Origin of the sequence: Acidovorax sp. PRC11 (assembly GCF_031844105.1) — a bacterium.
Lineage (GTDB): Bacteria > Pseudomonadota > Gammaproteobacteria > Burkholderiales > Burkholderiaceae_C > Paracidovorax.
In genome coordinates this window covers 70,518-92,778 of record NZ_JAUZUQ010000016.1, presented here as the reverse complement: position 1 = coordinate 92,778, position 22,261 = coordinate 70,518, and the positions used below count along the sequence as shown (strand labels likewise).

The 22,261-nt window shown below is 70.6% G+C and carries 15 protein-coding genes; 10 read left to right on the top strand and 5 right to left on the bottom strand.

Features of this window, described 5'->3' with window-relative positions:
• Window positions 1-120: 120 nt before the first annotated feature.
• Both Q9R47_RS17740 and Q9R47_RS17735 read right to left on the bottom strand, forming a co-directional pair.
• Complete coding sequence (locus Q9R47_RS17740) at window positions 121-3,348, bottom strand: efflux RND transporter permease subunit (protein ID WP_311234506.1); 3,228 nt, start codon at window positions 3,346-3,348, stop codon at window positions 121-123.
• A gap of 7 nt (window positions 3,349-3,355) precedes the next feature.
• Window positions 3,356-4,621, bottom strand: coding sequence for an efflux RND transporter periplasmic adaptor subunit (locus Q9R47_RS17735; RefSeq protein WP_311234505.1), 1,266 nt, complete (start codon window positions 4,619-4,621; stop codon window positions 3,356-3,358).
• 186 nt (window positions 4,622-4,807) lie between these two features.
• Here Q9R47_RS17735 and hpnC point away from each other — a divergent pair, with 186 nt between their 5' ends.
• Complete coding sequence (gene hpnC, locus Q9R47_RS17730) at window positions 4,808-5,707, top strand: squalene synthase HpnC (protein WP_404977169.1); 900 nt, start codon at window positions 4,808-4,810, stop codon at window positions 5,705-5,707.
• Between the two features lie 90 nt (window positions 5,708-5,797).
• Here the strand turns inward: hpnC and Q9R47_RS17725 are convergent, their stop codons facing one another.
• The 3 genes from Q9R47_RS17725 to Q9R47_RS17715 form a co-directional block, all read right to left on the bottom strand.
• Window positions 5,798-6,466 (bottom strand): hypothetical protein, encoded by a 669-nt coding sequence (locus Q9R47_RS17725; protein ID WP_311234503.1) that lies wholly within the window; start codon window positions 6,464-6,466, stop codon window positions 5,798-5,800.
• Window positions 6,463-7,014 (bottom strand): pesticin C-terminus-like muramidase, encoded by a 552-nt coding sequence (locus Q9R47_RS17720; RefSeq protein ID WP_311234502.1) that lies wholly within the window; start codon window positions 7,012-7,014, stop codon window positions 6,463-6,465. The genes Q9R47_RS17725 and Q9R47_RS17720 overlap by 4 nt, the downstream gene beginning before the upstream one ends.
• Before the next feature lie 270 nt (window positions 7,015-7,284).
• Window positions 7,285-7,767 carry a type VI secretion system tube protein Hcp gene (locus Q9R47_RS17715; protein ID WP_311234501.1) on the bottom strand — a complete coding sequence of 161 codons (483 nt, stop codon included), beginning with the start codon at window positions 7,765-7,767 and terminating at the stop codon, window positions 7,285-7,287.
• Window positions 7,768-8,343: 576 nt separating this feature from the next.
• On the opposite strand from Q9R47_RS17715, the gene Q9R47_RS17710 reads away from it, so the two are divergent.
• From Q9R47_RS17710 to tagF, 9 genes are all read left to right on the top strand, one after another.
• Window positions 8,344-10,362, top strand: coding sequence for a serine/threonine-protein kinase (locus Q9R47_RS17710; RefSeq protein WP_311234500.1), 2,019 nt, complete (start codon window positions 8,344-8,346; stop codon window positions 10,360-10,362).
• A 114-nt stretch (window positions 10,363-10,476) separates the two neighbouring features.
• On the top strand, window positions 10,477-10,983 hold the full coding sequence (locus Q9R47_RS17705) for a TssQ family T6SS-associated lipoprotein (protein ID WP_311234499.1): 507 nt from the start codon (window positions 10,477-10,479) through the stop codon (window positions 10,981-10,983).
• A 21-nt stretch (window positions 10,984-11,004) separates the two neighbouring features.
• Window positions 11,005-13,722 carry a type VI secretion system-associated FHA domain protein TagH gene (gene tagH / locus Q9R47_RS17700; RefSeq protein ID WP_311234498.1) on the top strand — a complete coding sequence of 906 codons (2,718 nt, stop codon included), beginning with the start codon at window positions 11,005-11,007 and terminating at the stop codon, window positions 13,720-13,722.
• Entirely contained in the window at window positions 13,719-14,510 is a 792-nt protein-coding gene (locus Q9R47_RS17695) for a protein phosphatase 2C domain-containing protein (RefSeq protein ID WP_311234497.1), read from the top strand. Before tagH ends, Q9R47_RS17695 begins: the two co-directional genes overlap by 4 nt.
• Before the next feature lie 43 nt (window positions 14,511-14,553).
• The gene (gene tssJ / locus Q9R47_RS17690) at window positions 14,554-15,117 is read left to right on the top strand and encodes a type VI secretion system lipoprotein TssJ (protein WP_311234496.1); all 564 of its coding nucleotides are present in this window, start codon (window positions 14,554-14,556) and stop codon (window positions 15,115-15,117) included.
• A 39-nt stretch (window positions 15,118-15,156) separates the two neighbouring features.
• Window positions 15,157-16,491 (top strand): type VI secretion system baseplate subunit TssK, encoded by a 1,335-nt coding sequence (gene tssK / locus Q9R47_RS17685; protein WP_311234495.1) that lies wholly within the window; start codon window positions 15,157-15,159, stop codon window positions 16,489-16,491.
• Window positions 16,492-16,505: 14 nt separating this feature from the next.
• On the top strand, window positions 16,506-17,858 hold the full coding sequence (locus Q9R47_RS17680; protein WP_311234494.1) for a DotU family type VI secretion system protein: 1,353 nt from the start codon (window positions 16,506-16,508) through the stop codon (window positions 17,856-17,858).
• A gap of 3 nt (window positions 17,859-17,861) precedes the next feature.
• Window positions 17,862-21,491, top strand: coding sequence for a type VI secretion system membrane subunit TssM (tssM, locus tag Q9R47_RS17675; RefSeq protein ID WP_311234493.1), 3,630 nt, complete (start codon window positions 17,862-17,864; stop codon window positions 21,489-21,491).
• Window positions 21,473-22,234 (top strand): type VI secretion system-associated protein TagF, encoded by a 762-nt coding sequence (gene tagF / locus Q9R47_RS17670; protein WP_311234492.1) that lies wholly within the window; start codon window positions 21,473-21,475, stop codon window positions 22,232-22,234. The genes tssM and tagF overlap by 19 nt, the downstream gene beginning before the upstream one ends.
• Window positions 22,235-22,261 lie beyond the last annotated feature (27 nt).

Here is a 22,261-nt window from a genome sequence, read left to right as displayed (position 1 = left end):
CTTGGCTTTCAACCGCCGTCTCCAGCGGACCACCGACAAAAAGCGGCGGACCGGGGAGGCCGCCGCTTTCCTGAAATTGGTTAGCCCTCGATTTTACCCTGTCGGCGGGCTGCGTTCCTTTCAGGCTGCAGGTGCAGGGGGCGTTTCGGGCCGCCGCACGCGGAACCAGGCCGCGTACATGGCCGGCAGGGCCAGCAGCGTGAGCACCGTGGCGACGACCAGCCCGCCCATGATGGCGACGGCCATCGGGCCCCAGAACACGCTGCGCGACAGCGGGATCATCGCCAGCACGGCGGCCGCCGCGGTGAGCACGATGGGCCGCAGCCGGCGCACGGCCGATTCCACGATGGCGTCCCAGGCGGGCACGCCGCGCGCCCGGTCGCTCTCGATCTGGTCGATGAGGATCACCGAGTTGCGCTGGATCATCCCCATGAGCGCGATCACGCCCAGCAGCGCCACGAAGCCGAACGGCCGGCCGAGCAGCAGCAGCGCGCCCGCGACCCCGGCGATGCCCAGCGGCCCGGTGAGGAACACCAGCACCGCGCGGCTGAAGCTGTGCAGCTGCAGCATGAGCAGCGTGAAGGTGATGAACAGCATGATGGGCACGCCCGCCGCGATCGAGGCGGAGCCCTTGGAGCTTTCCTCCACCGCGCCCGCCACCTCGATCCGGTAGCCGGTGTCGCCCGCGCCGTGCCACTGGGACTCCAGCTGGCGCAGGCCGGGCAGCAGCGATCCGGTGACGGTGGCGCCCTGCAGGCCCTCGACGACGTCGCCCTGCACGGTGATGGCGTATTCGCGGTTCTGCCGCCACATCACGCCCGGCTCCCACACGAACACCGGCCGCGCGATCTGCGTGAGCGGAATCGCCCGCCCGGACGCCGTGGGCAGGTAGGCGTTGGCGATGTCGGTGATGGCCTGGCGCTCGTCCGGCGGCTGGCGGAAGACGATGTCGATCAGCCGGTCGCCCTCGCGGTACTGGCCCACGGTGGTGCCGGTGAACACGGTGCGCGCGGCCTGCGCGATGGACTGGCTGGTCACGCCGAGGGCGCGCGCCTTGTCCTGGTCGATCTCCAGGCGCATCGTCTTGACGGACTCGTTCCAGTTGTCGTTCACGCCCTGCATCAGCGGATGCTCGCGCAGGATGGCGCGGACTTCGTCGGCATGCCGGCGCAGCCGCGCCGGGTCGCTGCCGATCACGCGGAACTGCACGGGATAGGCCACGGGCGGGCCGTTGGGCAGCAGCTTGACGCGGGCGCGCACTTCGGGAAATTCCTGCGCGAGCAGGGCGGGCAGCGAATGGCGCAGTTCTTCGCGCCGCGACAGATCCTGCGGCAGCAGGATGATCTGCGAGACGTTGCTCTGCGGGAAGACCTGGTCGAGCGGCAGGTAGAAGCGCGGCACGCCCGAGCCGATCCAGGTGCTCACCGAGGTCACGCCGGGCTCGGCGAGCAGGCGCTTTTCCATGCGCTTGAGCAGCTCTTCGTTGGCGGCGAAGGAGGTGCCTTCGGGGAACCAGGCATCGACCAGGATTTCCGGCCGGCTCGAATCGGGGAAGAACTGCTGCTGCACGCGTCCCATGCCCACGATGCCCAGCACGAACAGCAGCACCGTGACGCCGATGGTGATCCAGCGGTGTTCCACGCAGGCGTCCACGGCGCGGCGGAACGTGTTGTAGAAGCGGCTGTCGAAGACTTCGTGCGGGCCCTGCGCGGCGGTGGTGTCCGCGGCGCTGCCGGCTTCGGAGCCTTCGGCGGGCGGGTGCGCCTCCGCCTTCGGATGCGCGGGCGCCTTGAGGATCAGCGTGCCGAGGTACGGCACGAAATACACCGATACCAGCCACGACAGCACCAGCGCGATCACGGTGACCGCGAAGATCGCGAAGGTGTATTCGCCGGTGACCGACTTGGCCAGGCCGATCGGCAGGAAGCCGGCGGCGGTGATCAGCGTGCCGGTGAGCATCGGCATGGCCGTGATCTCGTAGGCGAAGGTGGCGGCGCGGACCTTGTCGTAGCCTTCCTCCATCTTCCGCACCATCATCTCGACCGCGATGATCGCGTCGTCCACCAGCAGGCCGAGCGCGATGATGAGCGAGCCCAGCGAGATCTTGTGCAGGCCGATCTTCCAGTACCACATGGCCAGGAAGGTGACGGCCAGCACCAGCGGGATCGTGATGCCCACCACGAGGCCGGGCCGCACGTCCAGCGTCCAGCGCCGCCAGAACGGATGGTGGCCGGGGCGCTGGTGCAGCCCCAGGCTCAGAAAGCTCACGGCCAGCACGATCACCACCGCCTCGATCAGCACCTTGACGAATTCGTTCACGGAGGAGGACACGGCGCGCGGCTGGTCCTGCACGTTCACGAGGCGCACGCCCGCAGGCAGGGTCTGCTCGATGCGCCGTGCGGCGGCATGGAGCGATTCGCCGAGCCGGATGATGTCGCCGCCCTTGGCCATGGACACGCCCAGCGCGACCACTTCCCGGCCCTGGTGCCGCACCTTGATGCTGGGCGGATCGACGTAGCCGCGGCGCACCTCGGCGATGTCGCCCAGGCGCAATTGCGCGCCCGAAGCGCCCCGGATCGGCATGGCGCGCAGGTCCTCGACGGCGCCGAACTGGCCCGCCACGCGGATCTGCACCTGGTCCTGCGGCGTCTGGATGGTACCGGCGCTCTCGACCGCGTTCTGCTGGCCGAGCTGGGACAGCACCTGGTTCATGTCCAGGCCGAGCTGGGCGAGCCGCTTCTGCGAGATCTCGATGTAGATCTTCTCGTCCTGGATGCCGAACTGCTCGACCTTGGCCACGTCCTTCACGCGCAGCAGCTGCTGGCGCACGTCGTCCGCGAAGTTCCGGACTTCGGCCGGGGTGAAGCCGTCCGCCTCCAGCGCGTAGATCACGCCGTAGACGTCGCCGAATTCGTCGTTGAAGAACGGGCCCTGCACCCCCTGGGGCAGGGTGGCGCGCATGTCGCCGATCTTCTTGCGCACCGTGTACCAGACGTTGGGCACCTCGCCGGGCGGCGATGAGTCCTTGAGCTCGAAGATGATCTGCGACTCGCCCGGCTTCGAGTAGCTGCGCATGCGGTCCGCGTACGGCACCTCCTGCAGCGTGCGTTCGAGCTTGTCGGTGACCTGTTCCGCCACCTGCTGCGCGGTGGCACCGGGCCAGTAGGTGCGCACCACCATGGCGCGGAAGGTGAAGGGCGGGTCCTCGTCCTGGCCGAGCTGGAAGTAGGCGCCCACGCCCAGCAGCATGAGCACCACCATCAGGTAGCGTGTGAGCGCGGGATGGTCCAGCGCCCATTTGGACAGGTTGAATCCGCCGGTGGGCGGCTGCTGCGTCGCGTTTTCCATGGGGGCCTCAGCGTGCGGTGGCAGAGGCCGCGGAGGCCGCGGGGGAGGCGCCGGATGCGGCCGGGGCCGGTGCGGAAGCGGGCGTGGCGGCCGGGCCTTCGCCGCCGCGGGAAGCGCGCGGCTGGTAGACCAGCACCTTCTGCCCCGGGGAGAGCACGTGCACGCCGGCGGACACCACCTGCATGCCCGGCGCGAGGCCGCTGCCCACCACCACCTCGTTGCCGTCCGCGCTCGCGATCTGCACGGCCTGCGAGCGCACCGTGCCGCTGCCCGGCTCGTAGACCCAGACGGCGGTCTGCGAACCTTCCTGGCGCAGCGCGCTCGTCGGCAGCTTGATGGCCTGCGGCGCTCCCTGCGCGGCCCCGTCGGGCGTCACGTAGGCCGTGGCGCCCAGGGGCGGGGGCGTGTCGGATTCAATGGCGACCTTGGCGAGGAAGGTGCGCGTGACCGGATCGGCGCTCGCGGCCACTTCGCGCACCCGGCCCGGCAGCACGCCGCCGCCCGTCCAGGTGCGCACGGTCACGGTCTGGCCGGGGCGGATGCGGGCGAGCCGGTCTTCGGGCACCGAGAACACCACGTCGCGCGGCCCGTCCTGGGCGATCCGCACGACCGGCGTGCCGGCCGCGACCACCTGGCCGGGCTCGGCGTCGATGCCGGTGACCACGCCGGCCGCATCGGCCACGAGCCGCGTGTACTGCGTCTGGTTGCTCTGCGAGGCCGCCTGGGCCCGCGCCTGTTCGAGCGAGGCTTCGGCCGCCTTCAGCGTGGCCGAACGCCGGTCGAGCTCGGCGCCGCTGATGAAGTTCTGCGCCTTGAGCGCGGAAAAGCGCTGGTAATCCGCCGCCGCCAGATCCCGCTGGGTCTGGGCCGAGGCCACCTGGGCGCGTGCCGCGTCCGCGGACAGCTGGTAGTCGCGCGGATCGATCTGCGCGAGCACCTGGCCGGCCTGCACGCGCTGCCCGAGTTCCGCCTGCCGCTGCACGATCTTGCCCGCCACGCGGAAGCCCAGACGGGACTCGATGCGGGCGCGCACTTCCCCGGCGTATTCCGCGCGGGTGTGCAGGGTCGACGTGCCGACGGTGAGCAGTTTGACCGAGCGCACCGGTTCCGGCGGCGGTTCCTTTCGCGAACAGGCGCCGAGCGCCAGGATCGCCGCGACCGATGCGATCACCACCCACTGCCGCCCGGGCGCGCGGCGCCACGAAAAAGCCCCACGTGGGGGCTGAGAGGGGCGAGGGCGCCTGGAGGTCCGGGGCTGCACGAGAAGCGGCATGGGAATTCCCGATAGGAACGGTTAATGACTGACTGGTTAGTAATCTAGGTGAAAGACCCGGCAGCGTCAAGCGACAATCGGCCGGTGACCACGCCACTTTCCACAGGACGCGACCCGGGCATTCCGGGCCCGGCCGAGCCGCCCGCAGCGCCCGGGGCGCCCGTGACTTTCGCGGCCACGCCGCCGCTGGCGGGGCCGCTCGCGCCCGCCGGCACGCCGCCTGCGCCGGAGGAGGGGGCGGCCGCGTGGCGCGCCCAGCCCGTCACGCATTACGAGAATTTCCCGGTGGCGTCCTGGCTGTGCCCGCCCGCGCTGCGCGCGCCGATCGCGGCCATCTACGGCTTCGCCCGGACGGCGGACGATCTGGCGGACGAGGGCGATGCGACGCCGCCGGAGCGGCTGGCGGCGCTGGCGGAGTACGGCACGGAACTGCACCGCATCGCCGCCGGCCACCCGCCCGGGGCGCGTTGGGCCGCCGTGTTCGGGCCGCTGCAGGGGGCGATCCGCGGGCATGCGCTTCCCGTCCCGCTGCTGGCGGACCTGCTGAGCGCGTTCACGCAGGACATCGTGCGGACGGCGGGCGGCCTGACCTATGCGGACCGGGAGGGGCTGCTGGACTACTGCCGGCGGTCCGCCAACCCGGTCGGGCGGCTATTGCTGCACCTCTACGGCATCCACGACGCCCGGGCGCTGGCCCGCAGCGATGCCATCTGCACCGCGCTGCAGCTCATCAATTTCTGGCAGGACTTCAGCGTGGACCTGCCCCGGGGCCGGCACTATCTCGCCGATGCCGACCTGGCGCGGTTCGGCGTGGAGCGCGCGCTCCTCCAGCAGCAGCCGCTCGACCCTCGGGCCCGCGCCCTGGTGGCCGACGCCGCGGCGTGGGCCCGGGCGCTGATGGACGAAGGCGCACCCCTGGTGCACCAGGTGCCGGGCCGCATGGGCTGGGAACTGCGCCTGGTGGTGCAGGGCGGGCTGCGCATCCTCGACAAGGTCGAGGCCCTGCGGGGGGACAGCCTGATTCGCCGCCCGGTGCTGGGCGGGTGGGACTGGATGCGGATGGTGGTCCGCGCCGTGGCGATGTAGGCTGGAGAGGTGGAGCGGCGACGGGAGCCCGGGCATCCGCTCCCGGTCTGCTCCCCGCCGCATGGCCGCCCGGCGGGGCCGAGCAGCCGCTCAGGGGCGTGTCGGATCCGCCGCCGTGTACGGGCCCGAGGCGGTGCGCGGCGGGTGCACGACGATGGTGCTGTAGCCGCGGTAGCTGCCGGTCTTGGACTCGTCGGACACCCAGACGATCCAGTCGGGTTTTTTGCCGCGGCCCTGGTCGACGGTGCCCACCACTTCCAGGCGGAAGCGCTGGTCCGGGGTGTCCACCGCCACGGCGCCTCCGTCGTATTCGGGCGTGCCCGGCAGGAGCGTCTTCAGCGTGTGCTTCTTCTCGTCCGCACGCTGGTGCAGCGACGACGGGAACGTGCGCAGGTCGAGTCGTTCGTAGAGCGCTTTCGCCTGGCGGCCGGCGGCCTTGGGTTTCTCCGCGGCGAAGGGCTTGCCCGCCGTGAGGCGCAGGGCATCGCACAGCAGGTACTCGCTGCGGATCTCGAAGTTGCGCGCCGACTCGGCGGGTGGGCCTTTCTGCATCAGGTCGGCGTACTCGTGGCAGTTGCTGGCCGACGCGCCTCCTTCGAAGGCGAGCGGCGTGCGCGCAGCCTGCAGCGCTGCCTCGGGGGCCTGCAATGCCGCCAGCAGTTCCGGGTTGGCGATGCGCACGGCAGGCGCTTGTCCGGCGGCGGCGTGCAGGGTTCCCGCGGCGAGCACCGCGGAGGCAAGGGCGATCCATCGCTTCATTTGATTTTCTCCAGCAGGGCGGCTTCCTTGCCGCGCCGGGTAGGGTAGGCATCCCCGAAGCTCTTCAATATCTTGACGGCTTCGGTCCAGTCCTGTGTGGTCACGGCCTTCCAGAACTTGGGCGTGGCGGCGTCGAGGTTGACACCATACTGGAACGACACCGAGGCGATGACGGTCTGCGCCTGCTCCGGCAGATCGACGAAGGATTTCGTGGAAGCGGAGTCGTACTTCAGCTTCAGGCTGGAGACGTGGCCGGCCTTGACCGCCTTGTCGATCGACTCGGCTTCCGCGGCGGTGATCGTCAGCGGGGTTTTCTCGATCAGCTTCTTGGCCTCGGCGCCCTTGGCATCCAGGTAGGGCTTGAGTTTCGCGACCAGCGTGCTGGCCAGGCCCAGGGCCTTCAGGTCGCTTTCCGACCGCTGGCCCAGATCGAACCCGGTCGCGATCGTCACGCCGCTCTTGCTGACATTCGCCGCCGGTACATAGCCGGTGGTTTGCGAGCCCCCTTCAAGGGCGCTCAGGAACGCATAGTCTATTTGTTCTGGCATGGATGGCTCTGTGGAGTAATCGGCCGCCCACGTATGCTCGAAAATGCAAAATCAGCATGCATACGAAGGCGGCAGGCATGGAGTACGCGGAACGTCGATATCCTGGGAGGCGCCCGGATATCCGCCGGTCCCTGTATGCCGGATCGCTGGATGTTGCATCTTTGAAACGGCGTACTGCGCATTCAAGCAGATGCAACGCTTTTTATTTATGCATGCAATAAAAAAGCCGGAGCCTTGCGAAGGCCCCGGCTTTCGGAGAAGCCGAAAGAATCAGGCTTCCTTGTTTTCCTTGACGTTCCAGCCGGCCGAGCTTTCCGCGCCCTTGCCGCCCTGGTTCGTCTGCTCCCAGTATTGGGTCTTGACCTTGGCGGCCTGGAATGCGTAATTCACCAGAACGGCGTCGCTGCCGTCGGTGCCGCTCACCGTCACGCTCGTGACCAGCACGTCGGTCAGCGTGATCTTGCCGAATTCGATCTGCGTGCCGCCGGCCTTGCACATCGAGATTTCGACCTGGCCGAGGTGCTTGCCGGTCGAGCAGTGCTTGAGCACGGCCGGGTAGGCCTTGTCCATCTTGGCCACGATGCTCAGGTCGTGGAACGTGACCTTGCCCGCGCCTGCGCCGCTGCCCGTGGCCATCGAGTTGGGCTGGGTCGCGCCCCAGCTGAAGGAGCGGATGTCGGTCCAGCTCTTGTGGTTGGAGTCTTGCGACTCGCCGCTGGCACCTTCAACCTTCATGAACATATCGACGGACATGGAATGTTTCCTTTTTAATGACTGCGCGTTGTGCGCTGTGGAAGATGAAATGGAGCCGCGTGGCTGTCGATGCGGTATGACGGCTCCTCACGAACGGGGCTTTTCTCGGAGGGCCAATTGCCATAATCGCCCAACGCTTCCCCCCTCCCGAGGGTTGCGCGAATGCGCCGCAGGCCGAGCTTCTCCGAATGCCTAGTTGCGCCGGCGATCATAGGTGCGCTCCCGTGCATTTGGAAATACCCCAGATTTCAACATTGTCCAGCGGCGGGAAACAAAGGAAACAATTTGTCTTTTTTCTCGACGTGCTGCGGGATATCGAAGACGTGTCACATGTTACCGTTACACTTGGCCCCTTCCCGTGGAGGCCTCGTCTGGGGTGCCCGGGCAGGAATGCACAAACACGGCGGATGGCGTGGCAATTCGCCGCCATCTCCATACAGAGTAGAAACAGCCGGCCGGGAGTGATGCGTTTGACACTGGTGCGCGACGTGCAGGAACCGGAAGCTCCGGACGGGCTGGATCCCGGTGCCCGGCGACGGTCGCGCCGCCTGCCGCGGTGCTTGGAAGCGTGAACCCATGCAGAAGGATTTCAGTGGCTCGGCGAACTGCCTAGGCCCCGGCGTGCAGGTCGGAGAGTACCGGCTGAGCGACGTCGTGGGCGAGGGCGGGTTCGGGATCGTCTACAAGGCGCGCGACCTGAGCCTGGATCGCATCGTGGCGATCAAGGAGTACATGCCCGCCACCCTGGCGGGGCGCAAGGACGGCAGCGAGGTGCACGTGCGCTCGCAGCACCGCGGCGCATTCGACGCGGGCCTGCGCAGCTTCATCAACGAAGCCCGCCTGCTGGCCAAGTTCTCCCATCCGGCCCTGGTGCACGTCTACCGCTTCTTCGAAGCCAACGGCACGGCCTACATGGTCATGCAGTACTACGAGGGCCAGACGTTCCGCTCGTTCCTGGCGCAGCAGCCCGTGATGGACGAGGCCTGGCTGTCGGCCGTGCTCGTGCCCATCCTGGACGTGCTGGAGATGCTGCACGCGGCCGACTGCTACCACCGCGACATCGCCCCCGACAACATCTTCCTGCAGGAATCGGGCATGCCGGTGCTGCTCGATTTCGGTGCCGCCCGCCGCATCATCGGCGACATGACGCAGGCGCTCACGATGGTGCTCAAGCCCGGCTTCGCGCCGATCGAGCAGTACGTGGACGACGGGGCCATGCCCCAGGGCGCATGGACCGACATCTACCAGCTGGGCGCCGTGCTCTACCAGGCGATCACGGGGCGCCCCCCCGCCACGTCGGTGGCGCGGATGATCAATGATCCGCTGATCGCGCTCACCCCCGAGAACTGCCCCGGCTTCAGCGCGCGCTTCCTGCAGGGGGTGCAGAGCGCCCTCGCCGTGAAGCCGCAGGACCGGCCGCAGACCATCGCCGAGCTGCGCCAGCAGCTGGGCCTGAAGACCGTGACGATTTCCTGGCCGCACGCGGCAGCGGCTGCGGCCGGTGCCGAAGTGGCCGTGCGCGCCGCCGGGGCCGGTGCCGATCCTGCTTCGGCCGAGGCCGCGTCCACGCTGCGTCCCATGGAGGCGGTGGCGTCCATCATCCCCTCCCATCTGCCGCAGCCGCCGGCCGACGGTGCCGGTGCCGGTGCACAGGCCGATGCCGCCGCACGCGGCTTTGCCTCCACCCGGCCGGCACCCCTGCCGGAGCCTCCCGTCGCCAGGGTCGAGCCTCCGATGCCCGCACCGGCGCCTGCGGACCCCGTGGCCCATGGGTCCGTGCCGCAGGCGCATTCCACGCCGGGGGGCCGTGCCTTCGAGTCCGGCGCGTCGTCGAAGCCGCGGCGAGCCGCGGCGGCCGCTCCCGCCGCTGGACGGGGCGCATCCGGCCGCCGCCCGGCATGGCTGGTCCCCGTGCTGGCGCTGCTGGCGGTGGTGCTCATCGGCGGGGTCTGGTGGACCGTGCAGGCGTCCAGCGAAGCGGCCGCCCGCGAGCGGATGGCGGTGCAGGAGGCCAGCCAGTGGGAGCTGGCATCGCGCATCAATACCGTGGAATCCGTGCAGGCCTATCTGAGCGCCTTCCCGAACGGCGTGCACCGGATGCAGGCCGAGGAGGCCCTGACCCGCCTGACCGCGCAATCCCTGCAGACGGCCGCCGTTCCCGCGGACGGTCCGGCGGCCCCGGCATCCACCCCGGGGGCCGCGGTCTCGGCTCCCGTGGCGGCGGCCCCCCCGGAACCCGCGGCGCGCGCCAGTGCCCCGGTCGCCGTGCCCGCGCCGCCCGTGCAGGCTGCACAGGCCGCTCCATCGGGCCCCGCGGCCGCGGCGTCCACCGCGGCGGCGGACGATGCGGGCCGCGCACAGCGCACCGCCACGCGCGACGCGGAAAACACCGGGCGCGTGATCCTGCGCGTCATGCCCTGGGGCAACGTGACCGTGGACCGCATTCCTGCCGGCACGACGCCGCCGCTGACGCAACTGACGCTGGCGGAGGGCTTCCACCGCATCGAACTGTCCAATCCGGCTTCCCAGACGGTGACCCGGATGGTGCAGGTGCGCAAGGGCGAATCCGTGATCCTGACCCACAAATTCGAATGACGGCCCGCCTGCCGTGCCCAGGCCTGGCGCGCGGCGGACGGTGCATGGACGATCAGCAGACGGCGGCCCCTGGCCGCAGGCCGGACGGCCACCTGCCATTTTGACGAGGAGAGCATGGGAACTACGACGAAGCTCATTGGGGTGGCCTGCCTGGCAGGCGTGCTGCTCGGGGGATGCCAGACGCCGCCGGCGGGCGAAGGTGCGGGCAACGGGCAGGCGGCGGCCGAAGCGGGTGCGGCGGACGGGAAGGATGCCGCGAAGCAGAAGGACCCGGCCGCTCTGAAGGAAGAGGCCCTGTCGCAGGCGGTCGACGTCTACACCGACGGCCGCTATGACGAGGCCATCGCGGCGCTGACGCCGCTGAGCACGGCGCCCGAGCTGCCGGTCGCTTCGCAGATCAAGGCCTACAAGTTCATCGCTTTCAGCCATTGCGCCTCCGGACGGCTGCGCCAGTGCCGCCAGACGTTCGAGTCTGCGCTGCAGCTCGATCCGAACTTCCAGCTGAGCGACGTCGAGAAGGGGCATCCGGTCTGGGGCAAGGAGTTCCTCGCCGCGCGTGCCGCGGCGGCCGCCGCCGCTGCGCGCAGCAAGCGCGCCGCGCCCGCCAAGAAGACGCCATGAGCCGCGCGGGCTGCAACCAACATGGATAAGGTCGAACTCAGGGTCGTGCGGCAGGCCGACGGCGAGGTGGGCCGCCTCTGGGCGGCGGTGTTCGGAGTGGCGGGCGGCACGATCGGCCGCGGCGGGCAGAACAAGCTCGTGCTGCCCGACACCGATGCCGGAGTGGCGCGCGTGCATGCGATGGTGCGCATGGAATCCGAGGCCGCGTACATCGCCAACCTCTGCGAGCGCCGCTCGATCTTCGTGGCCGGTGAGGAGGTCCGATCCGGCGAGGAGGTGAAGCTGGCGGTCGGCGACGAGGTCCGGATCGGGCCGTACACGCTGTACTCCGTCGTGCCGGGCGCGCCGTTCGTGGCGCCCGTGCCGGCGCCGTCCCCCTCTCCGTCCCCGTCTCCGGTGGCCGCTCCGGCCGATGCCCCGGCTCCGGTTCCTGCCCAGGCGGGCCACCCGGTGGCGGCTCCCGCACCAGTCCCGGCGGCGGGGGGGCTTCCGCCGGCCCTTCCCGCCGTGGGGGACCTGCCGGAGGGCGCCGCGCCAGCCGCCCACGTTCCGCAGCCCTCTGTCCTTTTCGAGGCGCCGCCCGCAAGCCCCGGGCAGCCCGTGGCTGGCCGACCGCCGCAGAGCCCCGTGGAGACCTTCCCGGCGGCGGAAGACGACAACAACCCCTTCGCGATGCTGGGGCGGGTGGAGTCGCCGGCCAGCCCCGCGCCCGTCCGCGCGCCGCAGCCCGCGGTGGCCCCGGCCGCCTCCGGCCCGGGCGCCATGCCCGTGCCGACCACCGGGCTGTCATTGCTGTCCGGCGTGGCGCCGACGGGCATTCCGGAACCGGCACTCCCCTCTTTCGCTCCCGCTGAAGCCTTGCCGCCCGCCGTACTGCCCGCGGTGCCGCCGGCAGCACCGGCTGGTGCCGGAGCGCTGCCGATGGATCCGGGCGCCGGTGTGTCCGGCACGCCGGCCCAGGCCGCCTCGCCGTGGAGCGTGCCGGTCGCTCCAGGTGCACCGGGCGCGCCCCTGGGCGCCCCGGTGCCCGCGGCCTCCAAGCCCGCGGCAGGCCCGCGTGCGCTGGTGATTCCCGAGGATTTCGACCTGTTCGCGGCCGATCCGCGGCGGGGCGAGGAGAAGAAGGACGTCTGGGGCGGCGGCCTGCAGGGCAAGAGCCTGAGCGAGATCGCCAACCTGCGCCACGACGAACTGCTGCAGTCGCTGCCGGCCAGCGGCACGAAGTTCGCGCACGACATGGACAACCCCTCGCACGCCGGTCTGCCCAAGGGGCTGGACCCGCGCAGCGAGCTGGACCCGCTGCGGCTCTTCGGCGGGGCTTCCGGGCCCGCGCTGCACGACCCGGAGCGCGGCGCGGTCGCGCTGGGGTCGGACCTGTCCCAGTCATTCAGCCTGCCCAAGGGGGTTCCGATGCCGGAAGGGGGGCACGAGGCTCCGGCCATGAAGCCTCCGGAAGGCCCTGCGCCGCTGCCTCCGCTTCCGGTGCCGCAGGCTCCCGCCCTGGGCGGGGTGGCGGCCGGACTGGCCATGGCCTCCCAGCCTCCTTCCGGCGCGCAGATGCCTGCCGCGGAGCCGTCCATGGCGGGCCCGGCGTCCGCCGCCGCCTCACCGGCCGCGCCCCTGGAGGGGTTGCTGCGCGTGGAAGGGCTGGACCTCGGCGCGTTCGGCTCCGAGCCCGCCCCGGCGGATCGCCTGGACTGGCCTATGGTGGGCACGGGGCCCGTGGCGGATGCCGCCGGCCCTGCGGGCGAGGCGGAGGGCGACTGGCCTGCTGCAGTTCCGGCTCCGACGGCGGCGGCGCCCCTCGGTGCCGGCCAGGATGCCGCGTTCCCCCCTCCGGACGCGCAGGCGCTCCCGATCGGGGGGCTGGGCCTCGAAGGCTCCGGCATGCTGTCTGGCGGAAGCGGGCTCTCCGGGGCCTGGCCATCGCCATCGCCATCGGCGTCGGCACCGTCTCCGGTGCTGCCCGCGCCAGCGGCCGCGCCAGCGGCGGTGCCGGTGGGTGCGCCGACGCCCGCTCCTGCGCCGGTCCCGCCTCCGGCGGCCACCGCAGGGGAATGGCCAGGGCAGACCGCCACGGCGGCACGCTCGCCGCTCGCCCCCATGCTGCCGGAGCTGGAGGCGGCGTCGCCCGCCGAGCTGCAGTCGCTGATCGCCGCCTTCCTGGAAGGGGCTGGCGTGCTCTCCAAGAAGGTCGAGCCGCAGCGGCTCAGCCCGGAGTTCATGCGCTCCTTCGGCGAGGCGTTCCGGGTGGCCGTGCAGGGCACGATCGATCTGCTGGCCGCGCGGTCGGAGATCAAGCGCGAGTTCCGTGCGGGCGTGACGGTGATCTCTTCCGGGGCCAACAACCCGCTGAAGTTCCTGCCAACGTCCGAAGGCGTGGTGATGCAGATGATCGGGCAGAACTTCCCCGGTTTCATGAAGCCGATCCCCGCCATGGAAGAGGCCTACGACGATCTGCGCGTGCACCAGGTGGCGCTGATGGCGGGCCTGCGTGCGGCCTATGCGGAGGCGCTGGAGCGCTTCGATCCCTCGGTGCTCGAGCAGCGCACGGACGTGACCGGTGGCGTGTTCGGGATGCTGTCGGCCACCAGCCGCAAGGCGGCGCTGTGGGACGAGTACAAGCGCAGCTTCGCCGAGATCCGGCGCGGCGCCGAGGACGATCTGGCCGCGTTCTCCGGCCAGGCCTTCCTGGAGGCCTACGAAAACGCCGAGGCGGCGGCAAAGGCCCGGACGTGATCTTCCATATCGCAGGCGACGAATTCCGGCTCCGGGTCATGGCGGCCTCGCTCTCCGACAAGGGGGCGCGGGAAGTGAACGAGGATTTCCTCGGCCTCGTGGACATGGGCCACCGCGGGCTGTGCTGCGTGCTGGCCGATGGTGCCGGCGGGCACGGCCACGGCGGCCTGGCCGCGCGCATCACGGTGAACGCGGTGCTGGAGGGCTTCGGCCACAACCCGCTGTTCGCGCCGGCCGGCCTCGCCTCGCTGATCTCGCTGGCCGAGCATGCCGTGGCGGGGGCGCAGCCGCTGTCGATCTCGCGCAAGCACATGAGCGCCACCGTGGTGCTGCTGTGCATCGACCGCAAGACCGGCCGCGCGCTCTGGGCCCACTGGGGCGATTCGCGGCTGTACTGGTTCCGCGACCAGAAGGTGCGGCAGATCACCGAAGACCACAGCGTGGTGCAGCAGCTGCTGCATGCGGGCGTGTACCGCAACGAGGACCCGCGCCGCCTGCCCAACCGCAGCGTGCTGGCCGGTGCCATCGGGGCGGAGTCGCAGATTCCTCCCACGGTGCTGCCGAGGCCGGTCGAGCTGGCGGCGGGCGATGCGTTCCTGCTCTGCTCGGACGGCCTGTGGGAAGGCCTGCACGACGAGCAGATGGAGAGCACCCTGCGCCACAGCCAGTCCCCGCAGGAATGGCTGGAACAGATGGAAGCGGCCGTGCGCGCCCAGGCGCGGTCGTACCAGGACAACTTCAGCGCGCTGGCCGTGTGGATCGCGGCCAGCGAGGACGGCGGGGCCTGACGCGCCGCCGCCGCATGTTTCACCGAATCGAAGGGAGTCGACTATGCACCGGGATGCGATGGTACGGAAGGGATCGGTCGGCACGGCAGTGGCCGCAACGGCTGCCGGCCTGCTGCTGGCGGGCTGCGGAATGATCAGCAACCTGAACCGGCCGCAGGAAGCCCCGACGGCCGTGCCGCCCGCGGTGTTCGAGATCACCGCGGACCCGGGCATCAACCCGGACATGCACGGCACGCCCAAGCCGATCCTGCTGCGGATCTACGAACTGCGTGCCGGTGCGGCGTTCGACCGCGCGAGCTACCTCGACCTGCAGGACAAGGACGAAGCCCAATTGGGCGCCGACTTCGTGCGGCGCGACGAAATCCTGCTGCAGCCCGGCGAGCGCCGCACGATCGAGCGCAAGGGCAGCGCGGACGTGCGCACCTTCGCCGTGTTCGCGGGCTACCGCGACCTGGAGCGCAGCACCTGGCGCGCGACGGCCGGTGCGCCGAACTCCGTGGAGATGCGCCGCCGCTGGTGGGGCCTGGGCGAGACCGAGCGGCTCAAGCCCGTGCTCTACCGCATCACGGTGGGCAAGGACGCCGTGAAGATCCAGCCCGCCCCTTAACAGAACAACACCGACAAGAACGAAAGCCTCGCATCGATCATGGTTTGGCAGCGCAAGGTCGTCTGGGCCGAGGGCATGTTCCTCCGCCCCCAGCATTTCCAGCAACAGGACCGTTTCACCGATTTCCTCGTGCAATCGCGCACGTTGCCCGCCCAGTTCTTCTTCTGGGGGTTCTCGCGGCTCGCGCTCGATACCGAGCTGCTGGGCCTGGGCAAGGTCGGGCTGCTGTCGGCCGAGGGGGTGCTGCCGGACGGCACGCCGTTCAGCTGCCCGGGCCATGACGAGGCGCCCGCCGCGCTCGCGATCGGCAAGGACGTGAAGGACACCGTGATCCACCTGGCCCTGCCGATGCGGCGCCGCGCCGGGGCCGAGGTGACGCTCGGCGGAGCCGGCGGCGCGTCGGTGCGCTATGCCGCCGAAGTGGCCGAGGTGCCGGACGTCAACGACGTGGGCGCGCAGGCCGCCGAGGTGCAGATCGGCAAGATCCAGCTCTCGCTGCGCGCCGCTCAGGACGTGACCGACGGCTGGGTCAGCCTGCCGGTCGCGCAGGTGGTGGAGCGCCGGGCCGACGGCTCGGTGATGCTGGACCCGTCCTTCATCCCCACGGTGGTGAACAACTCGGAGATCTCGGGCCTGGCGGTCTTCTGCCGCGAGCTCTTCGGCCTGCTGCGCCAGCGCGGCGCGGCGCTGGAGGAGCGCCTGAGCCAGCCCGGCCGTGGCGGCGTGGGCGAGGTCGGCGATTTCCTGATGCTGCAGTTCCTGAACCGCTGGGAGCCCGCGGTGGAGCACTGGGTGCGCGTGCGCGCCATCCATCCCGAGCGGCTGTTCGACGACCTGCTCAAGATGGCCGGCGAGCTGGCCACCTTCACGCGCGAGCAGCGCCGCCCGGCGGCCATGCCCACGTACGACCACGACGACCTGCGCAGCTGCTTCCTGCCGCTGATGCTGGAGCTGCGGCGTGGCCTGTCGTCGGTGCTGGAGCAGAACGCGATCCAGATCGAGCTGCAGGAGCGCCAGTACGGCGTGCATGTGGCGCTCATCCCCAGCACCGAGCTGCTCACCAGCTGCGACTTCGTGCTCGCCGTGCATGCGCAGACGGCCGTGGAGTTCCTGCGCGCGCACTTCCCCACGCAGATCAAGATGGGGCCGGTGGAGCGCATCCGCGACCTCGTGAACCTGCACCTGCCCGGCGTGCCGCTGCGCTCGCTGCCGGTGGCTCCGCGCGAGATTCCCTACCACGCGGGCTATTCGTATTTCGAGCTTGATACGGGGCACGACCTGTGGCGCCAGCTGCAGAACTCCGGCGGTCTGGCGCTGCACGTCTCGGGGGGCTTCCCTGAGCTGCAGCTCGAGATGTGGGCCATCCGGCGCTGAAAGCGGCAACGTCCATGCAGAACTCCAACGTCTTCGCCTCCGACCAGTTCGGAGCCTCGCCGGGGCCGGCGCCCGCGGCCCTGCCGCCGGGCGATCCCGGTGCGGCCGCCGGGCAGCCCAAGGCCCCGGGCCTGCCCGACATCGTGAGCGGCGGCAACCCGCTCGTGGCCGCCGCCAACACGCTGCTCAACCTGATCCCGCAGATCCGCCGCATGGCGACCAATCCCGATCCGGCGGCATTCCAGCACTACCTGCTGGAATGCATCCGCCAGTTCGAGAGCCGCGCCGGCGGCGCGGGCGTGCCGATGGAGACCATCATCGGCGCGCGCTACTGCATCTGCACCGCGATCGACGAGGCGGCCGCGCAGACGCCCTGGGGCGGCTCGGGGGTGTGGCCGCAGTACAGCCTGCTGGTCGCGCTGCACAACGAAACCTGGGGCGGCGAGAAGTTCTTCCAGCTGCTGTCGAAGCTCGTGCAGACGCCGCACCAGCACATCGACCTGATCGAGCTGATGTATTTCTGCCTGATGCTCGGCTTCGAGGGGCGCTACCACGTCATCGACAACGGGCGCAGCCAGCTGGAGAGCCTGAAGGCGCGGCTGCTGCAGGTGATCGAGAGCACGCGCGGCGACCGCAGCGGGGCGCTGTCGCTGCACTGGCGCGGCGTGCAGCGCGCCGCGGTGCCGCCGTGGAGCCTGGTGCCGTTCTGGGTGGCCGCGGCGCTGACGCTGCTGATCGCGTTCCTGATCTTCCTGTGGTTCAACTACCGGCTGGCGTCGCAATCGGACGAGCTGTTCGCCGCCATCAACGGCATCCGCCTGCCGAAGATGCCCACGGTGGCCGCCGTCGCGCCGCCGAAGCCGCGGCTGCGCCAGTTCCTGGAGCCCGAGATCCGCGAGGGCCTCGTGGAAGTCAGCGACCAGCCGGACCGCAGCATCGTCACGCTGCGCGGCGACGGCCTGTTCGAGCCAGCCTCCACCGAGGTGAAGCCGCGCTACGTGGCGGTGATCCAGCGCGTGGCCGCCGCGCTCAACGAGGTGTCAGGCAAGGTGGTCGTGAACGGCTACACCGACAACCAGCCGATCCGCACGGCGCGCTATCCGTCCAACTGGCACCTGTCGCAGGAGCGGGCACAGGCCGTGTCGGCGATGCTGCAGCGCTCCATCACCGACGGCACGCGCCTGAAGGCCGAAGGCCGCGCCGAGAGCGACCCGATCGCGCCGAACTCGACGCCCGAGGGCCGCGCGCTGAACCGCCGCGTGGAGATCGTGCTGCTGGTGCCGCCGCAGGCGCGCGACGCCGAGCTGCAGCTGACCCCGGGCCCGGCGCCCGCGGGCCCGACCGCCCCCGGCACACCGAAGAACTAAAACATGCTGCGCAGAATCTTTTACTTTTTCTTCAACCGGTTCACGCTGGTGCTGTGCGGGCTGATCCTGCTCAGCCTGCTGGTCTGGTTCGTGGGCCCGCTGGTGTACATCCAGCCGTACCAGCCGCTGGAGAGCGCGGCGGTGCGCGGCTGGATCATCGCGGCGATCTTCGGCATCTGGTTCCTGCGGCTGCTCGTGCGCTGGTGGCGCGCCAAGGAGATGAACACGCGGCTGCTGGGGCAACTGGCGCGCATCGGCGCCTCGGACGCCTCCACGCCCGAAGCCGGGCCCGGCAAGGAGGAAGTGGCCGAGCTGGAGAAGCGCTTCAAGGAAGCGATCGACGTGCTGGGCAAGACCCGCTTCGGCCAGACCGAGCAGGGCTGGTTCGGCCGGCTCTCGCGCCGCTACGTCTACCAGCTGCCGTGGTACCTCATCATCGGTTCGCCCGGCTCCGGCAAGACCACGGCGCTGGTCAATTCGGGCCTGGATTTCCCGCTCGCCGCGCAGTTCGGCAAGGCGTCGATCCGCGGCGTGGGCGGCACGCGCAACTGCGACTGGTGGTTCACCGACCAGGCGGTGCTGCTGGACACGGCCGGCCGCTACACCACGCAGGAAAGCGATGCGGACCAGGACAGCGCCGCATGGTCCGGTTTCCTGAACCTGCTGCGCCGGTTCCGCGGCCGCCAGCCGATCAACGGCGTGCTGGTCACCCTGAGCGTGCAGGAGCTGCTGAGCGGCGGCGATGCCGAGCGCGAGCGGCTGGCGCGGCTGATCGGCCTGCGGCTGGCGGAGCTGTGCGAGGGGCTGTCGATCAAGTTCCCGGTCTACGTGCTGGTGACCAAGACCGACCTGCTGTCGGGCTTCAACGAGTTCTTCGGCAACATGAACCGCGAGGAGCGGGCGCAGGTCTGGGGTTTCACCAACCCGTACGTGGAGGGGCAGGCGCAGGACGACCCGGGGCTGCAGTTCAAGAAGGAATTCGACGCGCTCGCCGACCAGGTGAACCGGCTGCTGCCCCAGCGCCTGCTGACCGAGCCCGACCTGGCGCGGCGCGGCCAGATCTACGGGCTGCCGCAGCAGTTCGTGGGGCTGCGCGACGTGGTGCAGCAGACGCTCTCCACCATCTTCGCGTCGTCGCGCTTCAAGGAAAAGCCGCTGTTCCGCGGCGTGTACTTCACGAGCGGCACGCAGGAGGGCATGCCGTTCGACCGCGTGCTGTCGGCGCTGTCGCGGCGCTTTTCCGTGTCGCCGCCGGCCCAGGCCACGGAGCCGCGCACGGGCTCGGGCAAGAGCTACTTCATCGAGACGCTGCTCAAGGGCGTGATCTTCAACGAGGCCGGGCTCACGGGGCGCAACGCCAAGAAGGAGCGCCAGCTGCGCATCCTGCAGGCGGCGGGCTTCTTCGCGCTGGCCGCGGGGCTGGCCGGCGCCACCCTGGCCTGGACGATCAGCCACGGCAACAACCAGAAGTACCTGGACGAGGTGGCGGCCAAGGTGCCGGCGCTGCGCCAGGCGGTGGAGGAGTCGCGCGACGCCGACCCCGACAACATGGTGGCGCTGCTGCCGCTGCTCAACCACGCCGAGGCCCTGGCGGTGAGCCAGCGCTACACGGGTGATTCGCCGCCGCTCAGCTGGCGCTACGGCCTGCTGCAGGTGCCGAAGGTGCAGACGGCGGCCGACGCCACCTACATGCGGCTGCTGGAAGATGCCTGGCTGCCCCGCCTCGCGCGGCACCTGCGCAACTTGCTGCAGCAGGCCTCCACGTCGAACCCCGAGGCGAGCTACGAGGCGCTCAAGGTCTATCTGATGCTCTACGAGCCCGATCGCTTCAATCCGCGCGTGGTGAAGGCCTGGATGCTCAACGAATGGGAATCCACGCTGCCGCCCGCGCTGGTGCAGTCCGGCATGGTGGACCAGCTGGCGCACCATCTCGACCGCCTGATGGAAGACCGCGCGCTGGTCTCGCCGATCCCGATCGACCAGCCGCTGGTGGACGAGGTGCGCCAGCGCCTCGCGCAGCTCTCGCCGGCGCAGCGGGCCTACAGCCGTCTCAAGCAGCTGCTGACCTCGGGCACCGCGCTGCCGCCGGATTTCACGCTGGTGCGCGCCGCCGGCCCCGAGGCGCCGCAGGTGTTCACGCGGCGCAGCGGCCGGCCGCTCACGCAGGGCATCTCGGGGCTTTTCACCTACGACGGCTACTACGGCGTGTTCGCGCATGAACTGCCCAAGGTGACCGCGCTGCTGGCGCAGGAGGAGACCTGGGTGCTCGGCAAGGCGCAAGGCCAGCGCAGCGTGGCCAACGAGGTCATGACGGGCCAGCTCGCGCAGGAGGTCAAGCGCCTGTACCTGATGGAGTACGCCAAGGTCTGGGAGGATTTCCTCGCCGACGTGCGGCCGGTGCGCGTGGCCTCGCTCGATCAGGCGGGCGAGCAGGCGCGCCTGTATTCGTCCGCCAATTCCAGCCTGGAGCAGTTCATCCGCGCGGTGGCCCGGGAGACGACGCTCGCGCAGAAGCCCGGCTCGGGCGGCAGCACCAGCAGCTGGCTGGGCGAGAAGATCAACCGCATCAAGGAAGAGCAGGAGCAGCTCAGCCGCCTCACGGGCAAGCGCGTGAACGTCGGCGGGCTGGCCACCAGTTCCAACCTGGAAGCCGATCTGGTCGATTTCCGCTTCCGCGAATACCGCCGGCTCGCCGCCTCCAACGGCTCCGGCCCCGCGCCCATCACGGCCAGCCTGCAGGTGCTGAACGAGGCCGCGGCGGTGATCTCCTCCGCGCGGCAGCAGGTCGCCTCGGGCGGCACGGTGCCGCCGTCGCTCTCGCCCGCGCTGGAGCGCGTGCGCATGGAGGCCAAGCGCGTGCCGCCGCCGCTCAACACGATGTACGAGGACCTGGCGTCGTCCACCTCGGCACTCGTCGGCCGCGACGTGCGCGCCACCGTGGGCAGCAACCTCAACGCCACGATCGGCACGTTCTGCCGCCGCGCGATCGGCGGGCGCTATCCCTTCACCCGGGGCTCGGCCAGCGACGTGACGACGGACGACTTCGCGAGCCTGTTCGCCCCGGGCGGCATGATGGACGAGTTCTTCCGCACCAACCTGCAGCCGATGGTGGACATCTCCACCACCCCGTGGCGCTTCCGCCAGGGCGTGGACGGCACGCCGGTGGGCGGCTCGGCCGCGCTCGCGTCATTCCAGCGCGCCGCCACGATCCGCGACGTGTACTTCCGCGCCGGCGGCAAGGTGCCCTCGATCCGCATGGACATCAAGCCGCTGGAGATGGACGCCAACATCTCCCAGCTGGTGCTCGACATCGACGGCGAGGTGCTGCGCTACCAGCACGGGCCGCAGATCCCGAAATCGATGGTCTGGCCCGGCACGCGCGGCACCGGCCAGGTGCGGCTGCAGGTCACCACGGGCGGGGCCGAGAACACGGGCCTCGTCACCGAAGGGCCCTGGGCGCTCCACCGCTTCTTCGACAAGGCGCAGATCCTGCCGGGCAACACGCCCGAGCGCTTCGTCGCGGCCTTCGACATCGGCGGGCGCAAGCTGCGCTTCGAGGTCACCTCGGGCAGCGTGTTCAATCCGTTCCGTCTCAAGGCCATGGAGGAGTTCGCGTGTCCTGGCAATCTCTGATGCCGTGGTCGCACGCGCAGCCGCGCGTGGCCTGGTTCGGCAAGCTGCCCGGCCAGGGCGATTTCGTCGGGCGGCGCATGCCGCGCGCGATGAGCGGCGCCTGGGACGACTGGCTCAGCCACGGGCTCGGGCGGCTGAAGGCCTCGGGGCAGGGCGACTGGGAGCGCACCTTCACGCAGGCCCCCCTGTGGTCGTTCGTCGCCTGCGGCAGCAAGGGCGCGGCGCCGTCCTGCGGCGTGCTCGCGCCCAGCATCGACCGCGTGGGGCGCTGCTACCCGCTCACCGTGATCGCGGTGGGCGAGGGCAAGCGGCAGGCCCTGGAGGCCGATGGCGTGCTCGGACGGTTCTTCGAAGAAGCCTGCCACGCGGTGATCGAAGCGCGCCGGCTCGCGCTGCCCGCCGATGCGCTGGATTCGCAGCTGTCCCGCCTGCCCTGGCCGTTCACCGCCGCACCCGCGTCGCCCGCTGCAGCGTCCCCGGGACCGGCGTCCACCGCCGGCCAGGCCGGGGCGATGGCCGGCATCCTGTCCGACCTCGGCATGGGCCAGGGCAGTGCGCCAGGGCGTGGCGGTGCGGTGTTCTCCCGCGGACGCGAGATCCTGCGCGCGGGCCAGCCCGCGAGCTTCTGGTGGGCGCATGCGGCCGGCCCCTTCGCCGGGCGCAGCTGCGAGCACTGGGGCGAACCCAACGAAAGCCTGTTCCTGCGCCTCTTCGGGGGCGCAGGCAGCGGCACCGCGGCATAGCCGCGGAGCCCGCGCACCGGCCTGCAC

Coding starts and splice junctions, on each gene's coding strand:
- Q9R47_RS17720 (WP_311234502.1), bottom strand. CDS start 7,014: ATGCCAGAACAAATAGACTATGCGTTCCTGAGCGCCCTTGAAGGGGGC.
- tssM (WP_311234493.1), top strand. CDS start 17,862: ATGCTGCGCAGAATCTTTTACTTTTTCTTCAACCGGTTCACGCTGGTG.
- Q9R47_RS17680 (WP_311234494.1), top strand. CDS start 16,506: ATGCAGAACTCCAACGTCTTCGCCTCCGACCAGTTCGGAGCCTCGCCG.
- Q9R47_RS17725 (WP_311234503.1), bottom strand. CDS start 6,466: ATGAAGCGATGGATCGCCCTTGCCTCCGCGGTGCTCGCCGCGGGAACC.
- Q9R47_RS17715 (WP_311234501.1), bottom strand. CDS start 7,767: ATGTCCGTCGATATGTTCATGAAGGTTGAAGGTGCCAGCGGCGAGTCG.
- Q9R47_RS17740 (WP_311234506.1), bottom strand. CDS start 3,348: ATGGAAAACGCGACGCAGCAGCCGCCCACCGGCGGATTCAACCTGTCC.
- Q9R47_RS17735 (WP_311234505.1), bottom strand. CDS start 4,621: ATGCCGCTTCTCGTGCAGCCCCGGACCTCCAGGCGCCCTCGCCCCTCT.
- Q9R47_RS17705 (WP_311234499.1), top strand. CDS start 10,477: ATGGGAACTACGACGAAGCTCATTGGGGTGGCCTGCCTGGCAGGCGTG.
- tagH (WP_311234498.1), top strand. CDS start 11,005: ATGGATAAGGTCGAACTCAGGGTCGTGCGGCAGGCCGACGGCGAGGTG.
- Q9R47_RS17710 (WP_311234500.1), top strand. CDS start 8,344: ATGCAGAAGGATTTCAGTGGCTCGGCGAACTGCCTAGGCCCCGGCGTG.
- tssJ (WP_311234496.1), top strand. CDS start 14,554: ATGCACCGGGATGCGATGGTACGGAAGGGATCGGTCGGCACGGCAGTG.
- tssK (WP_311234495.1), top strand. CDS start 15,157: ATGGTTTGGCAGCGCAAGGTCGTCTGGGCCGAGGGCATGTTCCTCCGC.